Genomic DNA, 18,847 nt, shown 5'->3' with positions numbered 1-18,847 from the left:
AACAAACACGCGCTGTTGAGTTCTCAAGAAACAACCGCTCATCCCGTACAAGCCCCGGCTTCTTCGAACCGTATCGCTTTTCCGCTAGAGGCGGCTTTCCGCTTTTTCAGGGCGTCGCCCTCGTTCAGAACCTTACCAGAAGGTCCGATCGAAGGCCAACCCTTCTATCTTACTCAGGATCTTCCACCTGTCAATGACCTGTGGTCGTTCCGGAGTGGTTCCCACCCTACCCCGGCCGCACGAGTGCTCGTGCCATCCGCTGGAGTGTGGGTCCGGCCCGGTCGCGGTTCGCACCGCGTCGTCCGTGCCGATGTCTCTAGATTACAGGCTTCCGAGGGTGCTTCGTACGCTCAGATCTTCTCGATGGGCGCGAACTTGACGACGAAGTCCTTCTCCCCGATGTCCGCCCCGAAGTCGATGCGCGCCTTCGTCCGGTCGCCGGCGCCGTCGACCAGCATCACGGTGCCCATGCCGAACTTGTCGTGCGTGACCTTGTCCCCCGGGCTCAGCGTGGGGACGTCCTTCGACGGCTTGCGCGCCGACGGTTCCCTGCGCGGCCTCGGGGACCCCAGGCTGGAGAACGACGACTCCGACCGCCGCCAGTCCAGCAGCTCCTTGGGGACCTCGTCGAGGAACCGCGACGGCGGGTTGTACGACGGCGACCCCCAGGCGCTCCGCACGGCGGCCCGGCTGACGTACAGCCGCTCCTGCGCGCGCGTGATTCCCACGTACGCGAGCCGCCGCTCCTCCTCCAGCTCGTTCTTGTCCCCCAGCGTGCGCATGTGCGGGAACACCCCGTCCTCCATGCCCGTCAGGAACACCACCGGGAATTCGAGCCCCTTGGCGGAGTGCAGCGTCATCAGGGTGACCACCCCGCCGCCGTCCTCGGTGTCCGGGATCTGGTCGGTATCGGCCACCAGGGAGATCTGCTCCAGGAAGTCCACGAGCGTCGGTTCCGGGACGTCCCCGGCGTCGCCCGGTTCCCCGGGCCCCTCCCCGTCGGCGGACCCCCCGGCCCCCCCGGCGTCCTCGGCGCCCTCGGGCCCGGCTCCTTCGCCCCCGGCGCCTTCAGGCTCGGTGTCCTCCGGGTACAGCGGCCCGGAGAAGGTGTTCTCGAACTCGCGCGCGACGTCGACGAACTCCTCCAGGTTCTCCACCCGGCTCTCGTCCTGGATGTCCTTCGACTCGGTCAGCTCCGACAGATACCCGGTCCGCTGCAGCACCGCCTCGACGATCTCGGACGGGGACGCGTCCCGCGCGTACTCCTCCAGGTCCTCCAGGAGCGCGTTGAACTCCTTGATCGCCTTGAGGGACCGCGTCGCCAGCCCGGGGGCCTCGTCGGCCCGGCGCAGCGCCTGCGCGAACGACGTGCGCTCCCGCGCGGCGAACAGCTCCACCGCCTCCTCCGCGCGGTCGCCGATGCCGCGCTTGGGGACGTTCAGGATGCGCCGCAGGCTCACGGTGTCCTCGGGGTTGGCCAGCACCCGCAGGTAGGCCAGGATGTCCCGGATCTCCTTGCGCTCGTAGAAGCGCACCCCGCCGACGATCTTGTACGGCAGCCCGGTCCGGATGAACACGTCCTCGAAGACGCGCGACTGCGCGTTGGTCCGGTAGAAGACCGCGACCTCGGACGGGGTCGCCTTCCCCTCGTCGGTGAGGCGGTCGATCTCCCCGACGACGAACGCCGCCTCGTCGTGCTCGTTGTCGGCCACGTAACCCGTGATGGTCGGGCCGACGCCCTGCTCGGACCAGAGGTTCTTCTCCGGACGGCCGTCGTTCCGCTCGATCAGCGCGTTGGCCGCGTTCAGGATGTTCTGCGTCGACCGGTAGTTCTGCTCCAGCAGGATGGTCCGCGCCGACGGGTAGTCCCGCTCGAACTCCAGGATGTTGCGGATGGTCGCGCCGCGGAAGGCGTAGATCGACTGGTCGGCGTCGCCGACCACGCACAGCTCCGGCGGCGGCACCGCGGCCGGCGCCCCGCCCTCCTGCCCGTCCTCCCCGACGAGTTCGCGGATGAGCGCGTACTGGGCGTGGTTGGTGTCCTGGTACTCGTCGACCAGGACGTGCCGGAACCGCCTGCGGTAGTGCTCGGCGACGTCGGGGAACATCTGCAGCAGGTTGACCGTGACCATGATCAGGTCGTCGAAGTCCATCGCCCCGGCCTCGTGCAGCCGCCGCTGGTACAGGGCGTAGGCCTCGGCGAGCTTCTTCTCCTGCTCGCTCTGCGCCTGCTCGGCGAAGGTGTCGTAGTCGACGAGCTCGTTCTTCAGGTTGGACACCTGGGCGGAGAACGACTTGGGCGGGAACCGCTTGGGGTCCAGGTCCAGCTCCTTGCAGACGAGCTGCATCAGGCGCTTGGAGTCCGCCGAGTCGTAGATGGTGAAGCTGCTCGGGTAGCCCAGCCGCGCGGCCTCGCGGCGCAGGATGCGCACGCAGGCGGAGTGGAAGGTCATCACCCACATGGTGCGGGCGACGCGGGAGCCGAGCAGGCCCTCGATGCGCTCCTTCATCTCGGCGGCGGCCTTGTTGGTGAAGGTGATCGCGAGGACCTCGCCCGGCCGCACACCGCGCTCGGAGAGCAGGTGGGCGATGCGGTGGGTGAGGACGCGGGTCTTGCCCGATCCGGCGCCCGCGACGATGAGCAGCGGCGATCCGGAGTGCGTGACGGCTTCCCGCTGCGGCGCGTTCAGACCTTCGAGTAGCTCAGAGGAGGACACCCACCAAGCCTATGAGGACTCGCCCCCTGCTTCCTCCTCCCCGCGCCTCCCGACCGCGGCCGTCCCGGCGACGCGGCCGCCGACGCGGCCGCCCTCGGGGTGCGCGCCTCGGCGGGACACCCCCTGAGCAGCCCTATTCTGGACCGGAACCAACGATGATCATGCGAAATGGGGGGATTCCCGTGCGGGTCTTCATCGACTGCGACCCGGGTATCGACGACGCGCTCGCGCTCGCGTACCTGACCGCGCAGCCGGAGGTGGAACTCGTCGGCGTCGGCACCGTCTTCGGCAACAACGCCGTCGAGACCACCACCGACAACGCACTTCGGCTGCTGGAGCTCTACGGACGCCCCGAGGTGCCGGTGGCCCGCGGCGCAGGACGCCCCCTGGTGCAGGAGCCGTCGCTGGCCGAGTCGGTGCACGGCGCCAACGGGCTGGGCGACGTCATCCTGCCCGCGCCCAAGGGCTCCCCGGTGGAGGAGTCGGCGGCCGAGCTGCTGGTGCGGCTGGCCCGCGCGAACCCGGGCGAGATCGACCTGCTGGCGGTGGGGCCGCTGACCAACATCGGACTGGCCCTGGGGCTGGAGCCGGAGCTGCCCAAGCTGCTGCGCCGCGTCGTGGTGATGGGCGGCGCCGTCCAGGAGCCGGGCAACGTCACCCCGTGGGCGGAGGCCAACACCTCCAACGACCCGGAGGCCGCCGAGCGGGTGTTCGCGGCCGGGTTCGACCTGACGCTGGTGGCGCTGGACGTGACGATGAAGGCGGTCATGCCGGGGGCCTGGCTCGACGCGCTCCGCGAGGTCGCGGGCGAGCGCGCGCAGCGCACCGCCGACTTCCTGGACTTCTACTTCGGCTGGTACAGCAGTGTCTTCGGGGTGCGGCAGAGCGCCATGCACGACCCGCTGGCGGCGGGCATCCTGCTCGACCCCGGGCTGGTGACCCGGTCGGTGGAGCGCCCGATCCGGGTGGAGCTGAAGGGCGAGTACACCCGCGGGCTGACCATCGCCGACCTGCGCCCGTTCTCGCGCCCCGACGACGAGGACCGCCCGCGCGTGACCCTCGTGCAGGACGCCGACGCCGCGACCTTCCTGGAGCGGATGACCGACGCCCTGCGGTAGAGCACAGGAGGGGCCCGTGTGGGCCCCTCCCGCGTTGATCTCGGGGAAGTCGGCCTTAAGAGGGCCGTCATGAGCCCGACTTTCCCGAGATCAACGGGAGGCCGGTCAGACCAGCTTGCGGGCGGTGGCCCAGCGGCTGAGCTCGTGGCGGTTGGAGAGCTGGAGCTTGCGCAGCACGGACGACACGTGGGTCTCCACGGTCTTCACCGAGATGAACAGCTCCTTGGCGACCTCCTTGTAGGCGTAGCCGCGGGCGATGAGCCGCAGCACCTCGCGCTCGCGCTGGGTCAGCCGGTCCAGCTCGGGGTCCATGGGCGGGGCGTCGGTGGCGGCGAAGGCGTCCAGCACGAACCCGGCCAGCCGCGGGGAGAACACGGCGTCGCCGTCGGCCACCCGCACGATGGCGTCGGCCAGCTCGCGGCCGGAGATGGTCTTGGTGACGTAGCCGCGGGCGCCGCCGCGCACCACGCCGATGACGTCCTCGGCGGCGTCGGAGACCGACAGCGCCAGGAACCGCACCTCGGGCTGGCGGGCCAGGACGCGGCGCAGCACCTCCACCCCTCCGCCGCCGGGCAGGTGCACGTCGAGCAGCACCAGGTCGGGACCGTGCTCGGCGATGACGCGGACGGCGGAGTCGACGTCCCCGGCCTCCCCGACGACCTCGACGGCGTCGCCCAGTTCGCCGCGAACCCCGCTGCGGAACAGCCGGTGGTCGTCGACGATCACGACGCGGGGTACCGCCGCGCCTCCGGCAAAGGTCTCATTGTCGTCTCCCACATAGGCGACTGTACCCACCCGGGCCTCCGATTCGGTGGTGCTGCCCGACCCCGGCCATGCGCGCGCGGGTGCGGCGACCGCTCCCGCGCTCCCCCGGCGCTCGCTCGGCGCCCCCTGGCGCCTACTCGGCGCCCTTGATGCGCGGCATCGTGAGCTGCACTTCGGTGCCCTCCCCCGGGGAGGTGCGGATGCGGGCGCTGCCCCCGTGGCGCTCCATGCGCCCGACGATGGACCCGCGCACCCCCATACGGTCCTGAGGCACCGCGTCCAGGTCGAACCCGGGGCCGCGGTCGCGCACGAACACCAGGACCTGCTCGGGCTCCACCTCCCCGTAGACGGAGACGGTCTCCGGGCCCGCGTACTTGGAGGCGTTGACCATGGCCTCACGGGCGGCGCGCAGTTCGGCGTGGATCGCGTCGTCCATGTCCCCGTCGCCCACGCACACCACGTCGATGGGCACGCCGTGCACCTCCTCCACCTCTGCGGCGACGCGCTCCAGGGCGGCCTTGACGGTGGTCTCCGCGTCAGCGGGGCGCTGGTACAGCCAGCCGCGCAGCGCGCGCTCCTGCACGCGGGCCAGTCGCTGCACCTCGCGGGGGTCCTCGGCGCGGCGCTGGATCAGGGTGAGGGTGTGCAGCACCGAGTCGTGGATGTGCGCGGCGAGTTCGGCGCGCTCCTGGTTGCGGATGCGCTCGCGCCGCTCCCTGTCGCGCTCGCGGACGAGCCCGACGATCCAGGGTGCGGCCACGAGGCTGATCCCGGCGAGGGTGGCGACGGCGAAGGTGAGCCCGGCGCGGGCCTCGTGGAGCTGCTGCTGGAAGGCGAGGAAGCCGAAGACCCCGATGACGATGAGGAGGATCCCGGCCCCGGCGCGCAGGACGCCGGTGCGGGAGCGCAGCGAGGTGGCCGACACCCACTCGTCGCGCTGGGCGGGGTTGGCCTGCTGCCAGAGGATGGCGCCGCCGATGGCGCCGAAGACGATGAGCCACAGCAGGGGGTCGAACAGCCCGCCGAAGACCAGGAAGAGCATGCCGACGACCCCGGCGACGGCGAGGTAGGCGAGCAGCTGGGCCAGGTCGCGGCCCTGGCGGCGGGCGGACTCGGCGCGCTCCCGGGGGTCCGCGGCGGCCTCGGCGGGGACGAAGAACACCAGGGCGAAGTAGACGGCGATGCCGATACCGGCGAAGCCGAGGGCGAGCAGGGCCAGGCGCACCACCGTGGTCGATATTCCCAGGTGGCGGGCCATTCCCGCGCCGACGCCCGCGACCAGCCGCCCGTCCCGGGCGCGCTGCATGCGCGGCGCCTCCTCGGCCGCCGCCGTGTCCGACATCGCCTGTGCTCCCCTTTTCCTCCGCGGGACTCCAGCATGCCCCCGGGGCGGGCGGCGGGGCATCAGGGGCGCGCCCGGAAGGTGCGGCCGGGGTGGGGAGGGGGCGCCTCAGGGAGGGGTCAGGGTGGTCCCCGATGGGCACGGGGCCTTCGGGGGGCGACGATGGGGAGCATGGACAACGCCGGGGACACGACCGCGGGGGAGGCGACCGCGGACGAGGGGCTGCGCCGCCGCCCCGACGCGGGCGTGCTCACCGGGGTGTGCGCGGGGCTGGGCCGCTACACCGGGACGGACCCGGTGCTGTGGCGGGTGGCGTTCTGCCTGACCGGGCTGGCCGGGCTGGTGGGGGTGCTGCTGTACGTGGGCGCCTGGCTGGCGATGCGGGACGCCCGGGGCGGACCGGCGATGGCCGAGCAGCTGCTCAACCGGCAGATCCCGGCGCGGACGGTGCCGACGCTGCTGGCGGCGGCGCTGGCGGTGGCCACGGCGCTGAGCCTGGTGGGCGGGGTGGCCTGGGGGACGCTGGTGCTGGCGGCGCCGCTGGTGCTGGGACTGCTGACGGCGCACGGGCGGGGCGTGGTGCTGCAGAGGGAGTTCCGGGAGCTGCCGTCGCTGCTGCGGCGGCATGCGCCGCCGCCCCCGGCGCCCGAGCCGGAGCCGGGCCCGGCGTACTACAACCCGGCGCAGCCGTGGGCGCAGGCCCCGGCGGGGCCGATCGACCTGGCGGTGCTGGGCGGCGGGGTACCGGGCGGTGCGGCGGCCCAGCGGCCTTCGGAGTCCTCGGAGCCACCGGAGGAACCGGAGGAACCGGAGGCACCGGGGGCCCCGGAGCCGCCGGAGGGCCCATCTCCGGAGGCCCTGTCACCGGAGGCCCCGGAGGCGTCGGAGAAGCACCGTCCGCGCCGCAGGCGCGCACGGGGGACGCGGCTGCTGGCGTTCGCCTTCTGGGCGGCGGTCGCCGCCGCCGGCGGGTTCATGCTCGCCACGGGCGAGTTCTCGCTCGCGGCCCTGGTCGGGCCCCAGTCGGGGCCGCTCTACCTGGGGAGCGTCGCGGTGATCATCGGGCTGGCGCTGGTCGCGGGGGCGTGGGTCGGCGACCCGCGCGGCCTCGCGGTCGTGGGGGTGCTGGTGGCGGTTCTGCTGGTGGCGGCCTCGGCCACCGATCTGACGGGGATGCGCTTCGGCGAGGCCCAGTGGCGGCCGCGGACGGTCGCCGAGGCGCAGCGCCCGTTCGAGCTGACCGGGGGCACCGCCGAGATCGACCTGACCCGGATGGAGCTGGGGCCGGGCGACGAGGTGGCGGTGCGCGCGAAGGTCGGCTTCGGCGGGATGGAGGTCGTCGTGCCGCCGGAGGCGCGGGTGCGGGTGCACGGCACGTCCGCGTTCGGGGAGATCCGGGTGGACGAGTCGATGCGGTCGGGGCCGCGGCTGGACGTGCGGGAGACGATGGAGCCCGCCGCGGCCGGGGACGCCCCGGTGCTGGACGTGACGCTGTCCTCGTACGTGGGGGACCTGGAGGTGCGGCGTGAGAAGGCATAGGACCGACTGGGGCTCGCTCATCGCGGGCCTGTGCTTCGTCGTCCTCGGTGCGGCCTTCCTGATGCGCGGGACCGGCGAGTGGGGGTTCGACCTGGTGTGGGTGCTGCCCGCGCTGGCGGTCGGCCTGGGGCTGGCGGGGATCGCCCGGGCGATGGTGCGCGCGCGTGACCGCGGCTCCGCCGACTCCGCCGACTCCGCCGACCGCGGATAGCGGGGCGCCGCCCCGATCCCACGGGGACCCAACCCTTTGCAACCTCTAGTGATCCATATCACTTTGATTTAGGTTGGGGCGCGACCGCCGATCCGGAACGGGAGGCCGCGCCCCCATGCCCGACATCCGCGTCACCGTCGACGGCGTGCGCTACGACGACCAGGTCGAAGCCCGCCGACTCCTCGTCCACCACCTCCGCCGCCTCGGGAAGGTCGGCACCCCCGTGGGGTGCGACACGAGCAACTGCGGCGCCTGCACCGTCCTGATGGACGGCGCGTCCGTGAAGAGCTGCACCGTCCTGGCCGTGCAGGCCGACGGCAGCCGGATCGACACCGTCGAGGGCATGGCCTCCGACGGTGCCTGGCACCCCCTCCAGACCGCGTTCCACCGCCGCCACGCGCTCCAGTGCGGCTACTGCACCCCCGGCATGCTCATGGCCGCCTCCGACCTCCTGCAGGACAACCCCGACCCGACCGAGGAGGAGGTCCGCGAGGGCCTGGAGGGGAACCTGTGCCGGTGCACGGGCTACGCGAACATCGTCGCGGCCGTCCTCGACGCCGCGGCCGAGATGCGCGCGGCCGAGATGCGTACGGCCGGGATGCACGCGGAGGACCTGGCCGCGGCCGAGGCCCCGACCGAGCGCACCCCGGTGGGAGGTGGAGCCGCATGACCGCCGCCCCCGAGAGCACCCCCGACACCTCCCCGCAGACCGGCCGCCCGCTGCCGCGCAAGGAGGACGCCCGGCTGCTCACCGGCCGCACCCGCTGGACCGACAACATCGAACCCCCCGGCACCCTGCACGTGGCGTTCCTGCGCAGCCCCATGGCGCACGCGCGGATCGGGAACGTGGACGCCTCGCGCGCGCGGGAGATGCCCGGCGTCGCGGCCGTGTTCACCGGCGCCGACGTCGCCGACGAGCAGGGGTCGCTGCCCTGCGCCTGGCCGGTGACCGAGGACATGGTCACCCCGGCCCACCCGCCGATGGCCGTGGACGAGGTGCGCTACGCCGGGGAGGCGGTGGCATGCGTCGTCGCCCGCGACCCGGAGAGCGCCGCCGACGCCCTGGAGGAGATCGACGTCGACTACGAGCCGCTGCCCGCGGTGCTCGACCTGGAGGAGGCCCTGGCCGACGGCGCCGACGCGGTGCATGCCGACGCCGGGACCAACCGGGCCTATGTGTGGCCGTTCTCCAACGGGGACGTGGACGCGGCCTTCGCCGGGGCGGACGTCGTCGTGACCCGGCGCTACCGGCAGCAGCGCCTCATCCCCGCGGCCATGGAGCCGCGCTCGGTGGTGTGCCAGCCCGAGGAGGGCGGGTACACGATGTGGTCGGCCACCCAGATCCCGCACGTGCTGCGGCTGATGCTGGCCACCGTCACGGGGATCCCCGAGCACGACATCCGGGTGGTCGCCCCCGACGTGGGCGGCGGCTTCGGCTCGAAGCTGCAGGTGACCGCGGAGGAGGTGCTGCTGCTCCTGCTCGCGCGGCGGCTGGGCCGCCCGGTGAAGTGGACCGAGTCCCGGTCGGAGGGGTTCCAGACCACCCACCACGGCCGGGCGCAGATCCAGGACGTGTCCGTGGCCGCCGACGCCGACGGGCGGCTGCGCGGGCTGAAGGTGGACCTGCTCGCCGACATGGGCGCCTACCTGATGCTGGTCACCCCCGGGGTCCCGCTGCTGGGCGCGTTCATGTACCCGGGCATCTACAAGATGGACGCCTACTCCTTCACCTGCACCGGGGTGTTCACCACCACGATGCCCACCGACGCCTACCGGGGCGCGGGGCGGCCTGAGGCCACCTACGCCATCGAGCGGATCATGGGCGAGCTCGCCGAGGAGCTGGGCATGGACCCGGTGGAGCTGCGGCGCCGCAACTGGATCGGCAGCGGGGAGTTCCCCTACACCACGGTCGCCGGGCTCACCTACGACACCGGGGACTACGAGGCGGCCACCGACCGGGCGCTGGACCTGTTCGGCTACCGCGAGCTGCGGGCCGAGCAGGAGCGGCGGCGCAAGGACGGCGACACGGTGCAGCTCGGCATCGGGGTGTCGACGTACACGGAGATGTGCGGGATCGCGCCCTCGCGCATGCTGGGCGAGCTGAACTACGGCGCCGGCGGGTGGGAGCACGCGTCGGTGCGGATGCTGCCCAGCGGCAAGGTGGAGGTGGTGACGGGCTCCTCGGCGCACGGGCAGGGGCACGAGACCGCCTGGTCGCAGATCGCCGCCGACCGTCTGGGCGTCCCGGTGGAGGACGTGCGGGTGCTGCACGGCGACACCCGGGTCTCCCCGCGCGGGCTGGACACCTACGGCTCGCGCTCGCTGGTGGTGGGCGGGTCGGCGCTGGTGCACGCCTGCGAGCGGGTGGTGGGCAAGGCCCGGGTGATGGCGGCGCACATGCTGGAGGCCTCCGAGGACGACCTGGAGTTCGAGGGCGGGCGCTTCCGGGTGCGCGGCACCGAGCGGCCGGCGGCCACCATCCAGGAGGTGGCGCTGGCGGTGTTCGCCGCCCACGACCTGCCGGAGGGGGCCGAGCCGTCCCTGGACTCCGACGCCGCCTACGACCCGTCCGACTTCTCCTACCCGCACGGCACGCACCTGTGCGCGGTGGAGGTGGACACCGAGACGGGGGCGGTGCGCATCCGCGGCTACACGGCCGTGGACGACGTGGGCACCGTGATCAACCCGCTGATCGTGGAGGGCCAGGTGCACGGCGGGCTCGCCCAGGGCATCGGCCAGGCGCTGTACGAGGAGGCGGTGCACGACGCCGACGGCACGCTGGTGACCGCGACCATGGCGGACTACCTGCTGCCGTCCGCGGCCGACCTGCCCGGCTTCACCACCGACCGGACGGTGACCCCGTCCACCACCAACCCGCTGGGCTCCAAGGGGGTGGGCGAGGCGGGCACCATCGCCTCGACCCCGGCGGTGGTCGGCGCGGTGGTGGACGCCTTGCGCCCCTTCGGGGTGCGCGACGTGCCCATGCCCTGCACGCCCGAGCGGGTGTGGCGGGCGCTCCAGGAGGCCCGACAGGCCCGGAACGGAGGTGAGGGCCGATGATCCCGGCCCCGTTCGAGTACCTGCGCCCGGACTCGCTGGGCGCGGCGGTCGCGGCGCTGGCCGCCGACGAGGACGCCAAGGCGCTGGCGGGCGGGCAGAGCCTGGTGCCGCTGCTGCGGTTCCGGCTGGCCGCGCCCACCACCGTGGTGGACCTGTCCGGGGTGGACGGGCTGCGCGGGGTGGCCGACGACGGCGGCGCGCTGCGGATCGGCGCCCTGACCACCCACCACGAGCTGGTCCGCGACCCGCTGGTGGCCGAGCACTGCGCGCTGCTGGCGATGGCGGCGCGGACCGTGGCCGACCCGGCGGTGCGCCACCGCGGCACGCTCGGCGGGTCGCTGGCGCACGCCGACCCGGCCGCCGACCTGCCCGCCGCCGTGCTGGCGCTGGGCGCCGAGATGGAGGTGGAGGGGCCGGGCGGCGCCCGCACCGTCCCGGCGCCGGAGTTCTTCGCCGACTACCTGACCACCGCCCTGGAGCCGGGCGAGGTGCTGGCGGCGGTGCGGGTGCCCAAGCTCACCGGCTGGGGGTTCCACTACGAGAAGTTCACCCGCACCGCCCAGGCGTGGGCGGTGGTCGGGGTGGCCGCGGCGGTGCGGCGGGAGAACGGGGCCGTGGCCGAGGCGCGGGTCGGGCTGGCCAACATGGCGCCGGTGCCGGTGCGGGCCGGGGAGGCCGAGCGGGCCTGCGCCGGTGCCGCCGGGGCGGAGGACCTGCGCGCCGCCGGGGCCCAGGCCGCGGGGGCGGGGTCGCCGCCGAGCGACCTGAACGGCGGCGCCGACTACCGGCGGCACCTGGCCGGGGTGCTGGCCGGGCGGGCGCTGGCACATGCGGCGGGATCGGAGGGGGGACCAGCGTGAGCATGCGACTGGAGCACGGGTTCGGGGTCCCGGTCCCGGTGGGGCGCGCGTGGGAGGTGCTGCTGGACCCGGAGCGGGTGGCGCCGTGCGTGCCGGGGGCGACCCTGGAGTCGGTCGACGGCGACACGGTCACCGGGAAGGTGAGGGTGAAGGTCGGGCCGATCACGGTGACCTACCGCGGGCAGGCCCGTTTCACCGAGAAGGACGCCGACGCGCGGAGGGTGCGCATCGAGGCCTCGGGCAAGGAGGCCCGGGGCAGCGGCACGGCGTCGGCGTCCGTGGTGGCGACGCTGGCCGACGACGGCGCCGGGGCGACGCGGGTGGAGGTCGTGGCGGACCTGAAGGTGACGGGCCGGGTGGCCCAGTTCGGGCGCGGCGTGATGGCGGACGTGAGCGGCCGCCTGGTGAACAGGTTCGCCGAGTCCTTGGCGGAGGAGCTGGCCTCCGGGGAGGCCGCCCCGGAGCCGGAGGACCGGCCCGCCGCCCCCGAGCCCGCCGCGTCCGGGGCCGACGGCAGGGCCCCGGCCCACGAGGCCGCGAGCGCGGTGCACGCGGTCCACGCCGTGCACCGGGCCGCCGGCAGCGCGGCGGAGGCCGAGGAGGAGGCCCTGGACGTGCTGCGGGCGGCCGGAGCGCCCGTGCTCAAGCGCCTGGTCCCGCTGGCCGCGGGGGTCCTGGTGCTGTTCCTGGGCGTCCGCTGGCTCAGGCGCCGGGGCAGGAGGAGCAGGAGGAGAAGACAGGGGTGAGCCCGGGTGGGTCCGGGTGCGGCCCCCGAGGGTCCGGGGCCCACCCGGCCCGGACGGGGCCCAACTCACCGGCATCCCCCCTTACGATTCTCCGGTTCGGCGTAGGATCGGCTCGCACACGTGCCTGACACCCCCCGTGCGAGCCCTCCCCCCTTCCTCCATGCTCGTGCGGGCTCCCCGCATTAGTAAGGAAGACGCTCATGGCCGGACTCGGACCGCCGGCGCCGGGCGACCCCGCGCGCATCGGCCCCTACCGCCTGGCCGGCCGACTGGGGCAGGGCGGCTGGGGAACCGTGTACGGGGCCCACGACGCCTCCGGGCGCCGCGTCGCCGTGGAGGTCCTCGCCCCCGCCTTCGCCTCCGACCCCGGCGTGCGCGAGGTGTTCGCCCGCCGCGCCGCGGCCCTGCAGGGGGCGGGCGGTGTATGCGCTCCCGAGGTCGTCTCCGCCGACCCGGCGGCCGACCCGCCCTGGATCGCCACCGCCCACTCCCCCGGACCGGACCTGGAGTCCTATCTGCGCGCGCACGGCCCACTCGGCCCGGACGCGCTGCTCGCGTTCGCCGCGGGGACCGCCGAGGCGGTGGCCCGGATGCACGCCGTCGGCGCGGTCCACGGCGACCTGCGCCCCGGCCGGGTCGTGCTCACCGCCACCGGGCCGCGCCCGGCGGGGACCGGTGCACCGCGCCCGGGCGCCGACAGCGCCGCCGACGTGGCGGCGTGGGGCGCCCTGGTCGCCGCGGCCGGGACCGGCCGCTCCCCGTACGGGCCGGACGGCGCCCCCGACCTGGAGGGCGTCCCCGCCTCGCTGCGGCCGATGCTGAGCGCGGCCATGGACGCGCGCCCCCTGGCGCGCCCGGAGGCCGAGTCGATCTACCGGGGCCTGGTCGACTTCGCGATCGACCAGGACATCCGCTCGGTGCCGACCGAGGACCTGGCGGACACGCTGCGCGGCCTGCTCTCGTCGCTGTGGGCGGACGTCGCCCGCACCGCGGCCGGGTGGCCGGACGGGGACTGGGACGCGGCCGCGCCGCCGTCCGCCTCCGCCGCTGAGGCCCCCGCGGCCATGGGGAGCATCTCCGCCGGGAAGCTCGCGGCGGTCATCGCGGTGGCGGTCCTGGGCACCACCGGCATCGGGGTGGGCGGCCTGTACACGGCCCGCACGGTCGCCGGGGACGCGCCCGCGCCGCCGCCGTCCCCCTCGCCCAGCCCTTCCCCTGAGCTGGGGAGCGCCGAGGAGGTCGTGGACGGCATCGTCACGCTCTTCGAGGAGACCGACTCCTACCGGGTGGAGGAGGAGGTCGACGAGGGCGGCCCCGAGCCGCGCCGCTCCGAGCTCGTCTTCCGCGCCGACCCGGACGTGTTCCTGCTGATCGCCGAAGGGGAGCCGGGCACCCAGACGCTGTGGCTGCCCGATTCGGGCGCCGGGAAGCAGCGCAGCGTCTACTCGGACCCCGCGTTGAACCAGGGCCTGACCGACCACTACATCCAGGCGCAGGTCGAGGGATCGCCGTGGGCGGAGCGGCTGGACCGCGACGCGGCCGCCGCACCATTCACCGAGCTCGCCGAGAGCATGGAGGTGCAGGAGCGCACCGACGAGCAGGTGGACGGCGCCGAGGCCACGCGGTTCACCGGCACCTTCACCACGGCGGCCCCGGAGGGGGAGGCCGAGAACGGCTTCTCCCTGTGGGTCGCGCAGGACGGCCGCCCGCTGCGCCTGGAGTACGGGGCGGACCCGGAGGCACCGACCTTCACCCTGGAGTACTCCGGGTTCGACGGCGACCTGGACACCTGGCTGTGCGGGACGGTGGACGGCGTCCCCCGGGTGGACGAGGCGATGCTCGTCGGCACCTCGGAGGAGGTGTCCTGCGCGTCGGCCCGCGCGGCCACCGAGACCTACCTGGGCATGCCCGACGACCAGAAGGCCGGCACCGGGTACGTCGTCGAGGACGTCGACGGCTGGTACTGCGGCCTGGCGCCGACGGCGAGCGTGGACATCCGCCGCGACAGCGAGGACGTGGGCTACTGCGGGCTCGACTACCCCGACCTGGCGCAGCGCGCCGACTTCATCCGGCTGGACTGAGCGTGGGCCCCGGCGACCGCGCCGCCGGGGCCCACACCCTCGCCGTCTCCGTCACTCCCACTCGATGGTGCCCGGGGGCTTGCTGGTCACGTCCAGCACCACCCGGTTGATCTCGCGCACCTCGTTGGTGATCCGGTTGGAGATGGTCGCCAGCACCTCGTAGGGCAGCCGCGACCAGTCCGCGGTCATCGCGTCCTCGCTGCTGACGGGGCGCAGCACCACGGGGTGGCCGTAGGTGCGCCCGTCGCCCTGGACGCCCACCGACCGGACCCCGGCCAGCAGCACCACGGGGCACTGCCAGATGTCGCGGTCCAGCCCGGCGCGGGTGAGCTCCTCGCGGGCGATCGCGTCGGCCTCGCGCAGCACCTCCAGGCGGTCGCGGGTGACCTCGCCCACGATGCGGATGCCCAGCCCCGGTCCGGGGAAGGGCTGGCGCCACACCATCTCCGGGGGCAGGCCCAGCTCCTCGCCGACCCGGCGCACCTCGTCCTTGAACAGCTCGCGGAGCGGCTCGACCAGGGTGAACGCCAGGTCGTCGGGGAGCCCGCCGACGTTGTGGTGGGACTTGATGTTGGCGGTGCCGGTGCCGCCGCCGGACTCGACCACGTCCGGGTACAGGGTGCCCTGGACGAGGAACTCGACCTCCTCGCCGCCGGCCCCGGCCTCGGCGACCACCTCGCGGGCGGCCTGCTCGAAGACGCGGATGAACTCCCGGCCGATGATCTTGCGCTTGTCCTCGGGGTCGCTCACCCCGGCCAGCGCGTCCAGGAACCGGTCCTGGGCGTCGACCACCACCAGGCGCGCCCCGGTGGCGGCGACGTAGTCCTTCTCCACCTGCTCGGCCTCGCCCTTGCGCAGCAGCCCGTGGTCCACGAAGACGCAGGTCAGCTGGTCGCCGACGGCCCGCTGGACGAGCGCACCGGCGACCGCCGAGTCCACGCCGCCGCTGAGCGCGCAGATGACCCGCTTGGAGCCGACCTCGGCGCGGATCCGCTCCACCTGCTCATCGACGATGTTCACCATGGTCCAGGTGGGGCGGCACCCGGCGCCCTCGTACAGGAACCGGCGCAGCACCTCCTGGCCGTGCTCGGTGTGCATCACCTCGGGGTGGAACTGCACGCCGAACAGGCCGCGCCCGGCGTCCTCGATCGCGGCGACGGGCGCCCCGGCGGTGGTGCCGGTGGTCCGGAAGCCCTCCGGCGCCTCGGTGACCGAGTCGCCGTGCGACATCCACACCGACTGCTCGGCGGGCGCCCCGGTGAACAGCACGGAGTCGGTGGCCAGCTCGGCGCGGGTGCGGCCGAACTCGCTGAGCCCGGTCCGGGCGACGGTGCCGCCCAGCGCCTGCACCATGGCCTGGAAGCCGTAGCAGATGCCGAAGGTGGGCACCCCGGTGGAGAACAGGCCCTCGGGGGCCTGCGGCGCGCCGTCGGCGTACACCGACGAGGGGCCGCCGGACAGGATGATCGCCTTGGGCTCCTTGGCGAGCATCTCCTCGACGGGCATCGTCGAGGGGACGATCTCGCTGTAGACGTGGCATTCGCGCACCCGCCGCGCGATCAACTGCGCGTACTGCGCGCCGAAGTCGACGACGAGAACGGTGTCGAACGTGCTGTCGCCAGCACCGGCAAGGGACACGTATCGGCCTTCCCGCAGGTAGATGTGGATCGACACCAGTTTAGGGCCTCATCGGAGCCGGAACCGCTTCATCATCCGGGCGCCGGCCGTCATGAGCGCGGCCACCTTGTCGTAGTCCATCCCGGGCGGGCCGCCGAAGCCGATGTAGTGCTGGCTGGCGATGGTCTGCGGCTCGGTGAAGCGCAGCAGCCCCTCGGCGCCGTGGCGGCGGCCCAGGCCGGAGCGCTTCATGCCGCCCATGGGGCCGCCGTAGCTGGCCCAGGCGGCGGCGAAGCCCTCGTTGATGTTGACCGTGCCCGAGCGGATGCGCTCGGCCAGGCGGCGCCCGCGCGCGGTGTCGCGGGTCCACACGCTGGCGTTGAGGCCGTAGTCGGTGTCGTTGGCCAGGTCCACGGCCTCGTTGTCGTCGCGGTAGCGGTAGATGGAGACGACGGGGCCGAAGGTCTCCCCGCCGCAGGCCTCCATGGCGGGCTCGACCCCGGTCATCAGGGTGGGCTCGTAGAACAGCGGCCCCAGGTCGGGGCGGGGGCGGCCGCCGGCGAGGATCTCGGCGCCCTTGGCGCGGGCGTCCTCGACGTGCTGGACGACCCGGTCGTACTGGCGCCGGTAGGTGAGCGAGCCCATGTCGGCGGAGAAGTCGAAGGCGGTCGACAGCTCCATGTTCCGCACGGCCTCGGCCAGGCGCGGCACGAAGGCGTCGTAGACGGCGTCGTGCACGTACATCCGCTCGGTGGAGATGCACAGCTGCCCGGCGTTGCTGAAGCAGGAGCGCAGCGCGCCCTCGACGGTCCACTCGACGTCGGCGTCCTCGCACACGATCATCGGGTTCTTGCCGCCGAGCTCGGCCGAGCAGCCGATGAGGCGGGCGGCGGCGCGCTGGGCGATGGAGGCCCCGGCGGCGCTGGAGCCGGTGAAGGCGACGTAGTCGGCGTGGTCGATGAGCGGGTCGCCGATCTCGGCGGGCTCGCCGATGACGGGGATCCACAGGTCCTCGGGGAGCCCGGCCTCGACGAGCAGGTCGATGGCCCACAGCGCGGTGAGGGCGGTCTGGGTGTCGGGCTTGGCGACGACGGCGTTGCCGGCGAGCAGGGCGGGGACGGCGTCGCTGACCGGCAGCGACAGCGGGTAGTTCCAGGGGGTGATGACCGAGACGGCGCCCTTGGCCTGGTGGTGCACGTAGGCGCGGGTGGCGACGGGCATGGCGCCGGGGACGCGGCGGCGGCCGAGCAGGCGGGGGGCGCTGCGGGCGTAGTGCAGTGGGCCGGCGGCGGCGTCGTAGACCTCCTCGAAGGCGTGGCGCCGGGCCTTGCCGGTCTCCAGCTGGATGATGTCGAGGATCTCCCGCTGGCGGTCGAGCACCAGGTCGTGGAAGCGCAGCACGGGGGCGGCGCGCTCGGCGGGGGTGAGCTCGGCCCACGCGCGCTGGGCGGCGCGGGCGCGCTCGAAGGCGCGGGCGACGTCCGCGGCGGAGGAGACCGGCAGCTCGGCCAGGGGCTTGCCGGTGAAGGGGGCGTGGGTGGCCGCCGTGTGGCCGGTGGTGCTCTGCACGCGTCCGGTGAGGCGGTCGACCAGCGCGGGGTCCAGGACGGGGGGCTCTGCGGTGGTTCGCGTGTCGGTACCCATGCGGGGAGCATAGTTCGGCGGGCGTCCCCTGACTACCGTTCGGTAACCACGCTTCCCCGAGGTCGGGGCGCCGACCGGCCCCTCCCCGCTACTCCGCGGCCGCGTAGCCGTCCGGGTTCCGCGTCTGCCAGCGCCAGGCGTCGGCGCACGCCTCGGCCATCGACAGCTCGGTCTTCCACCCCAGGTCGCGCAGGGCCGCCGACGGGTCGGCGTAGCAGACGGCGATGTCGCCCGGGCGGCGGCCGACCACCTCGCGCGGGACAGCCGCGCCGGTGGCCTCCTCGAAGGCGCGCACCGCCTCCAGCACCGAGGTCCCCTGGCCGGTGCCCAGGTTGTACACGCGGTGGCCGGGGGCGTCGTCCAGGTGCTCCAGCGCGGCCACGTGCCCCCGGGCCAGGTCGACCACGTGCAGGTAGTCGCGCACCCCGGTGCCGTCGGGGGTGGGGTAGTCGTCGCCGAAGACCCGCAGCGCCTCCCGGCGGCCGGTGGCCGCCTGGGACATGTAGGGGAAGAGGTTGGCGGGCACGCCGCGCGGGTCCTCCCCGATGAGGCCGCTGGGGTGGGCGCCGATCGGGTTGAAGTAGCGCAGCGACACCGCGTGCCAGCGCGGGTCGGCGGCGGCCGCGTCGGCGAGGATGCGCTCGGCGAACAGCTTGGTGGCGCCGTAGGGGTTGGTCGCCGACAGCGGCATGTCCTCGGTGATGGGGACGGTGGCCGGGTCGCCGTAGACGGTGGCCGAGGAGCTGAACACCAGGCGGAACACGCCGTGTTCGGCCATCACCTCGCACAGGGCGAGCACGCCGTCGAGGTTGTTGCGGTAGTAGGCCAGCGGCCGCTCGGTGGACTCCCCGACGGCCTTGAGGCCGGCGCAGTGGATCACCGCGTCGGGGCGGTGCTCGGCGAAGGCCCGCTCGACGGCGGCGCGGTCGGCGCAGTCGCCCTCGACGAAGGGGACGGTGCGGCCGGTGATCCGCTCCACCCTGCGCACCGCCTCGGGGCGGCTGTTGTAGAGCGCGTCGAAGACCACCGGGTCGTGCCCGGCCGCGGCCAGTTCGACCGCGGTGTGGGTGCCGATGTAGCCCGCTCCCCCGGTCAGCAGGACCTTCACGTGCCGCTCCCCTCGTCGGTTCGCGCCCCAGCATATGCG

General features: G+C 74.0%; 14 protein-coding genes. 8 read left to right on the top strand and 6 right to left on the bottom strand.

The features are described from left to right. Window positions 1–350: 350 nt before the first annotated feature. Entirely contained in the window at window positions 351–2,717 is a 2,367-nt protein-coding gene (locus tag O4J56_RS17770) for a UvrD-helicase domain-containing protein (RefSeq protein WP_270687082.1), read from the bottom strand. Between the two features lie 182 nt (window positions 2,718–2,899). On the opposite strand from O4J56_RS17770, the gene O4J56_RS17765 reads away from it, so the two are divergent. Next, entirely contained in the window at window positions 2,900–3,835 is a 936-nt protein-coding gene (locus O4J56_RS17765; RefSeq protein ID WP_270687081.1) for a nucleoside hydrolase, read from the top strand. Between the two features lie 105 nt (window positions 3,836–3,940). On the opposite strand, the gene O4J56_RS17760 is transcribed toward O4J56_RS17765, so the two are convergent. Next, window positions 3,941–4,612 (bottom strand): response regulator, encoded by a 672-nt coding sequence (locus tag O4J56_RS17760; protein ID WP_270687080.1) that lies wholly within the window; start codon window positions 4,610–4,612, stop codon window positions 3,941–3,943. 121 nt (window positions 4,613–4,733) lie between these two features. Further along, window positions 4,734–5,942 (bottom strand): ATP-binding protein, encoded by a 1,209-nt coding sequence (locus O4J56_RS17755; protein WP_270687079.1) that lies wholly within the window; start codon window positions 5,940–5,942, stop codon window positions 4,734–4,736. A gap of 171 nt (window positions 5,943–6,113) precedes the next feature. Between O4J56_RS17755 and O4J56_RS17750 the strand changes: the two genes are divergently transcribed. From O4J56_RS17750 to O4J56_RS17720, 7 genes are all read left to right on the top strand, one after another. After that, the gene (locus tag O4J56_RS17750) at window positions 6,114–7,481 is read left to right on the top strand and encodes a PspC domain-containing protein (RefSeq protein ID WP_270687078.1); all 1,368 of its coding nucleotides are present in this window, start codon (window positions 6,114–6,116) and stop codon (window positions 7,479–7,481) included. Then, complete coding sequence (locus O4J56_RS17745) at window positions 7,468–7,692, top strand: hypothetical protein (RefSeq protein WP_270687077.1); 225 nt, start codon at window positions 7,468–7,470, stop codon at window positions 7,690–7,692. The genes O4J56_RS17750 and O4J56_RS17745 overlap by 14 nt, the downstream gene beginning before the upstream one ends. A 115-nt stretch (window positions 7,693–7,807) precedes the next feature. After that, entirely contained in the window at window positions 7,808–8,362 is a 555-nt protein-coding gene (locus O4J56_RS17740; RefSeq protein WP_270687075.1) for a (2Fe-2S)-binding protein, read from the top strand. Further along, window positions 8,359–10,752, top strand: a complete 2,394-nt coding sequence (locus O4J56_RS17735; RefSeq protein WP_270687074.1) for a xanthine dehydrogenase family protein molybdopterin-binding subunit — start codon at window positions 8,359–8,361, stop codon at window positions 10,750–10,752. Before O4J56_RS17740 ends, O4J56_RS17735 begins: the two co-directional genes overlap by 4 nt. Next, entirely contained in the window at window positions 10,749–11,612 is an 864-nt protein-coding gene (locus O4J56_RS17730) for an FAD binding domain-containing protein (protein WP_270687073.1), read from the top strand. The genes O4J56_RS17735 and O4J56_RS17730 overlap by 4 nt, the downstream gene beginning before the upstream one ends. Continuing rightward, window positions 11,609–12,358 (top strand): SRPBCC family protein, encoded by a 750-nt coding sequence (locus O4J56_RS17725; protein WP_270687072.1) that lies wholly within the window; start codon window positions 11,609–11,611, stop codon window positions 12,356–12,358. The genes O4J56_RS17730 and O4J56_RS17725 overlap by 4 nt, the downstream gene beginning before the upstream one ends. Before the next feature lie 200 nt (window positions 12,359–12,558). Further along, on the top strand, window positions 12,559–14,439 hold the full coding sequence (locus O4J56_RS17720) for a protein kinase family protein (RefSeq protein ID WP_270687070.1): 1,881 nt from the start codon (window positions 12,559–12,561) through the stop codon (window positions 14,437–14,439). Window positions 14,440–14,490: 51 nt separating this feature from the next. Here O4J56_RS17720 and guaA read toward each other — a convergent pair whose 3' ends face one another. The 3 genes from guaA to galE all read right to left on the bottom strand — a co-directional run bounded on the left by guaA (window position 14,491) and on the right by galE (window position 18,808). Continuing rightward, window positions 14,491–16,077, bottom strand: a complete 1,587-nt coding sequence (guaA, locus tag O4J56_RS17715; protein ID WP_270687084.1) for a glutamine-hydrolyzing GMP synthase — start codon at window positions 16,075–16,077, stop codon at window positions 14,491–14,493. 48 nt (window positions 16,078–16,125) lie between these two features. Beyond that, the gene (locus tag O4J56_RS17710) at window positions 16,126–17,700 is read right to left on the bottom strand and encodes a succinic semialdehyde dehydrogenase (RefSeq protein WP_270687069.1); all 1,575 of its coding nucleotides are present in this window, start codon (window positions 17,698–17,700) and stop codon (window positions 16,126–16,128) included. 88 nt (window positions 17,701–17,788) lie between these two features. Next, complete coding sequence (galE, locus tag O4J56_RS17705; protein WP_270687068.1) at window positions 17,789–18,808, bottom strand: UDP-glucose 4-epimerase GalE; 1,020 nt, start codon at window positions 18,806–18,808, stop codon at window positions 17,789–17,791. Between the last annotated feature and the right edge of the window lie 39 nt (window positions 18,809–18,847).

The organism is Nocardiopsis endophytica (assembly GCF_027706725.1).
GTDB classification, from domain to species: Bacteria; Actinomycetota; Actinomycetes; order Streptosporangiales; family Streptosporangiaceae; genus Nocardiopsis_A; species Nocardiopsis_A endophytica.
This window is presented reverse-complemented; position numbering and strand designations above follow the sequence as displayed.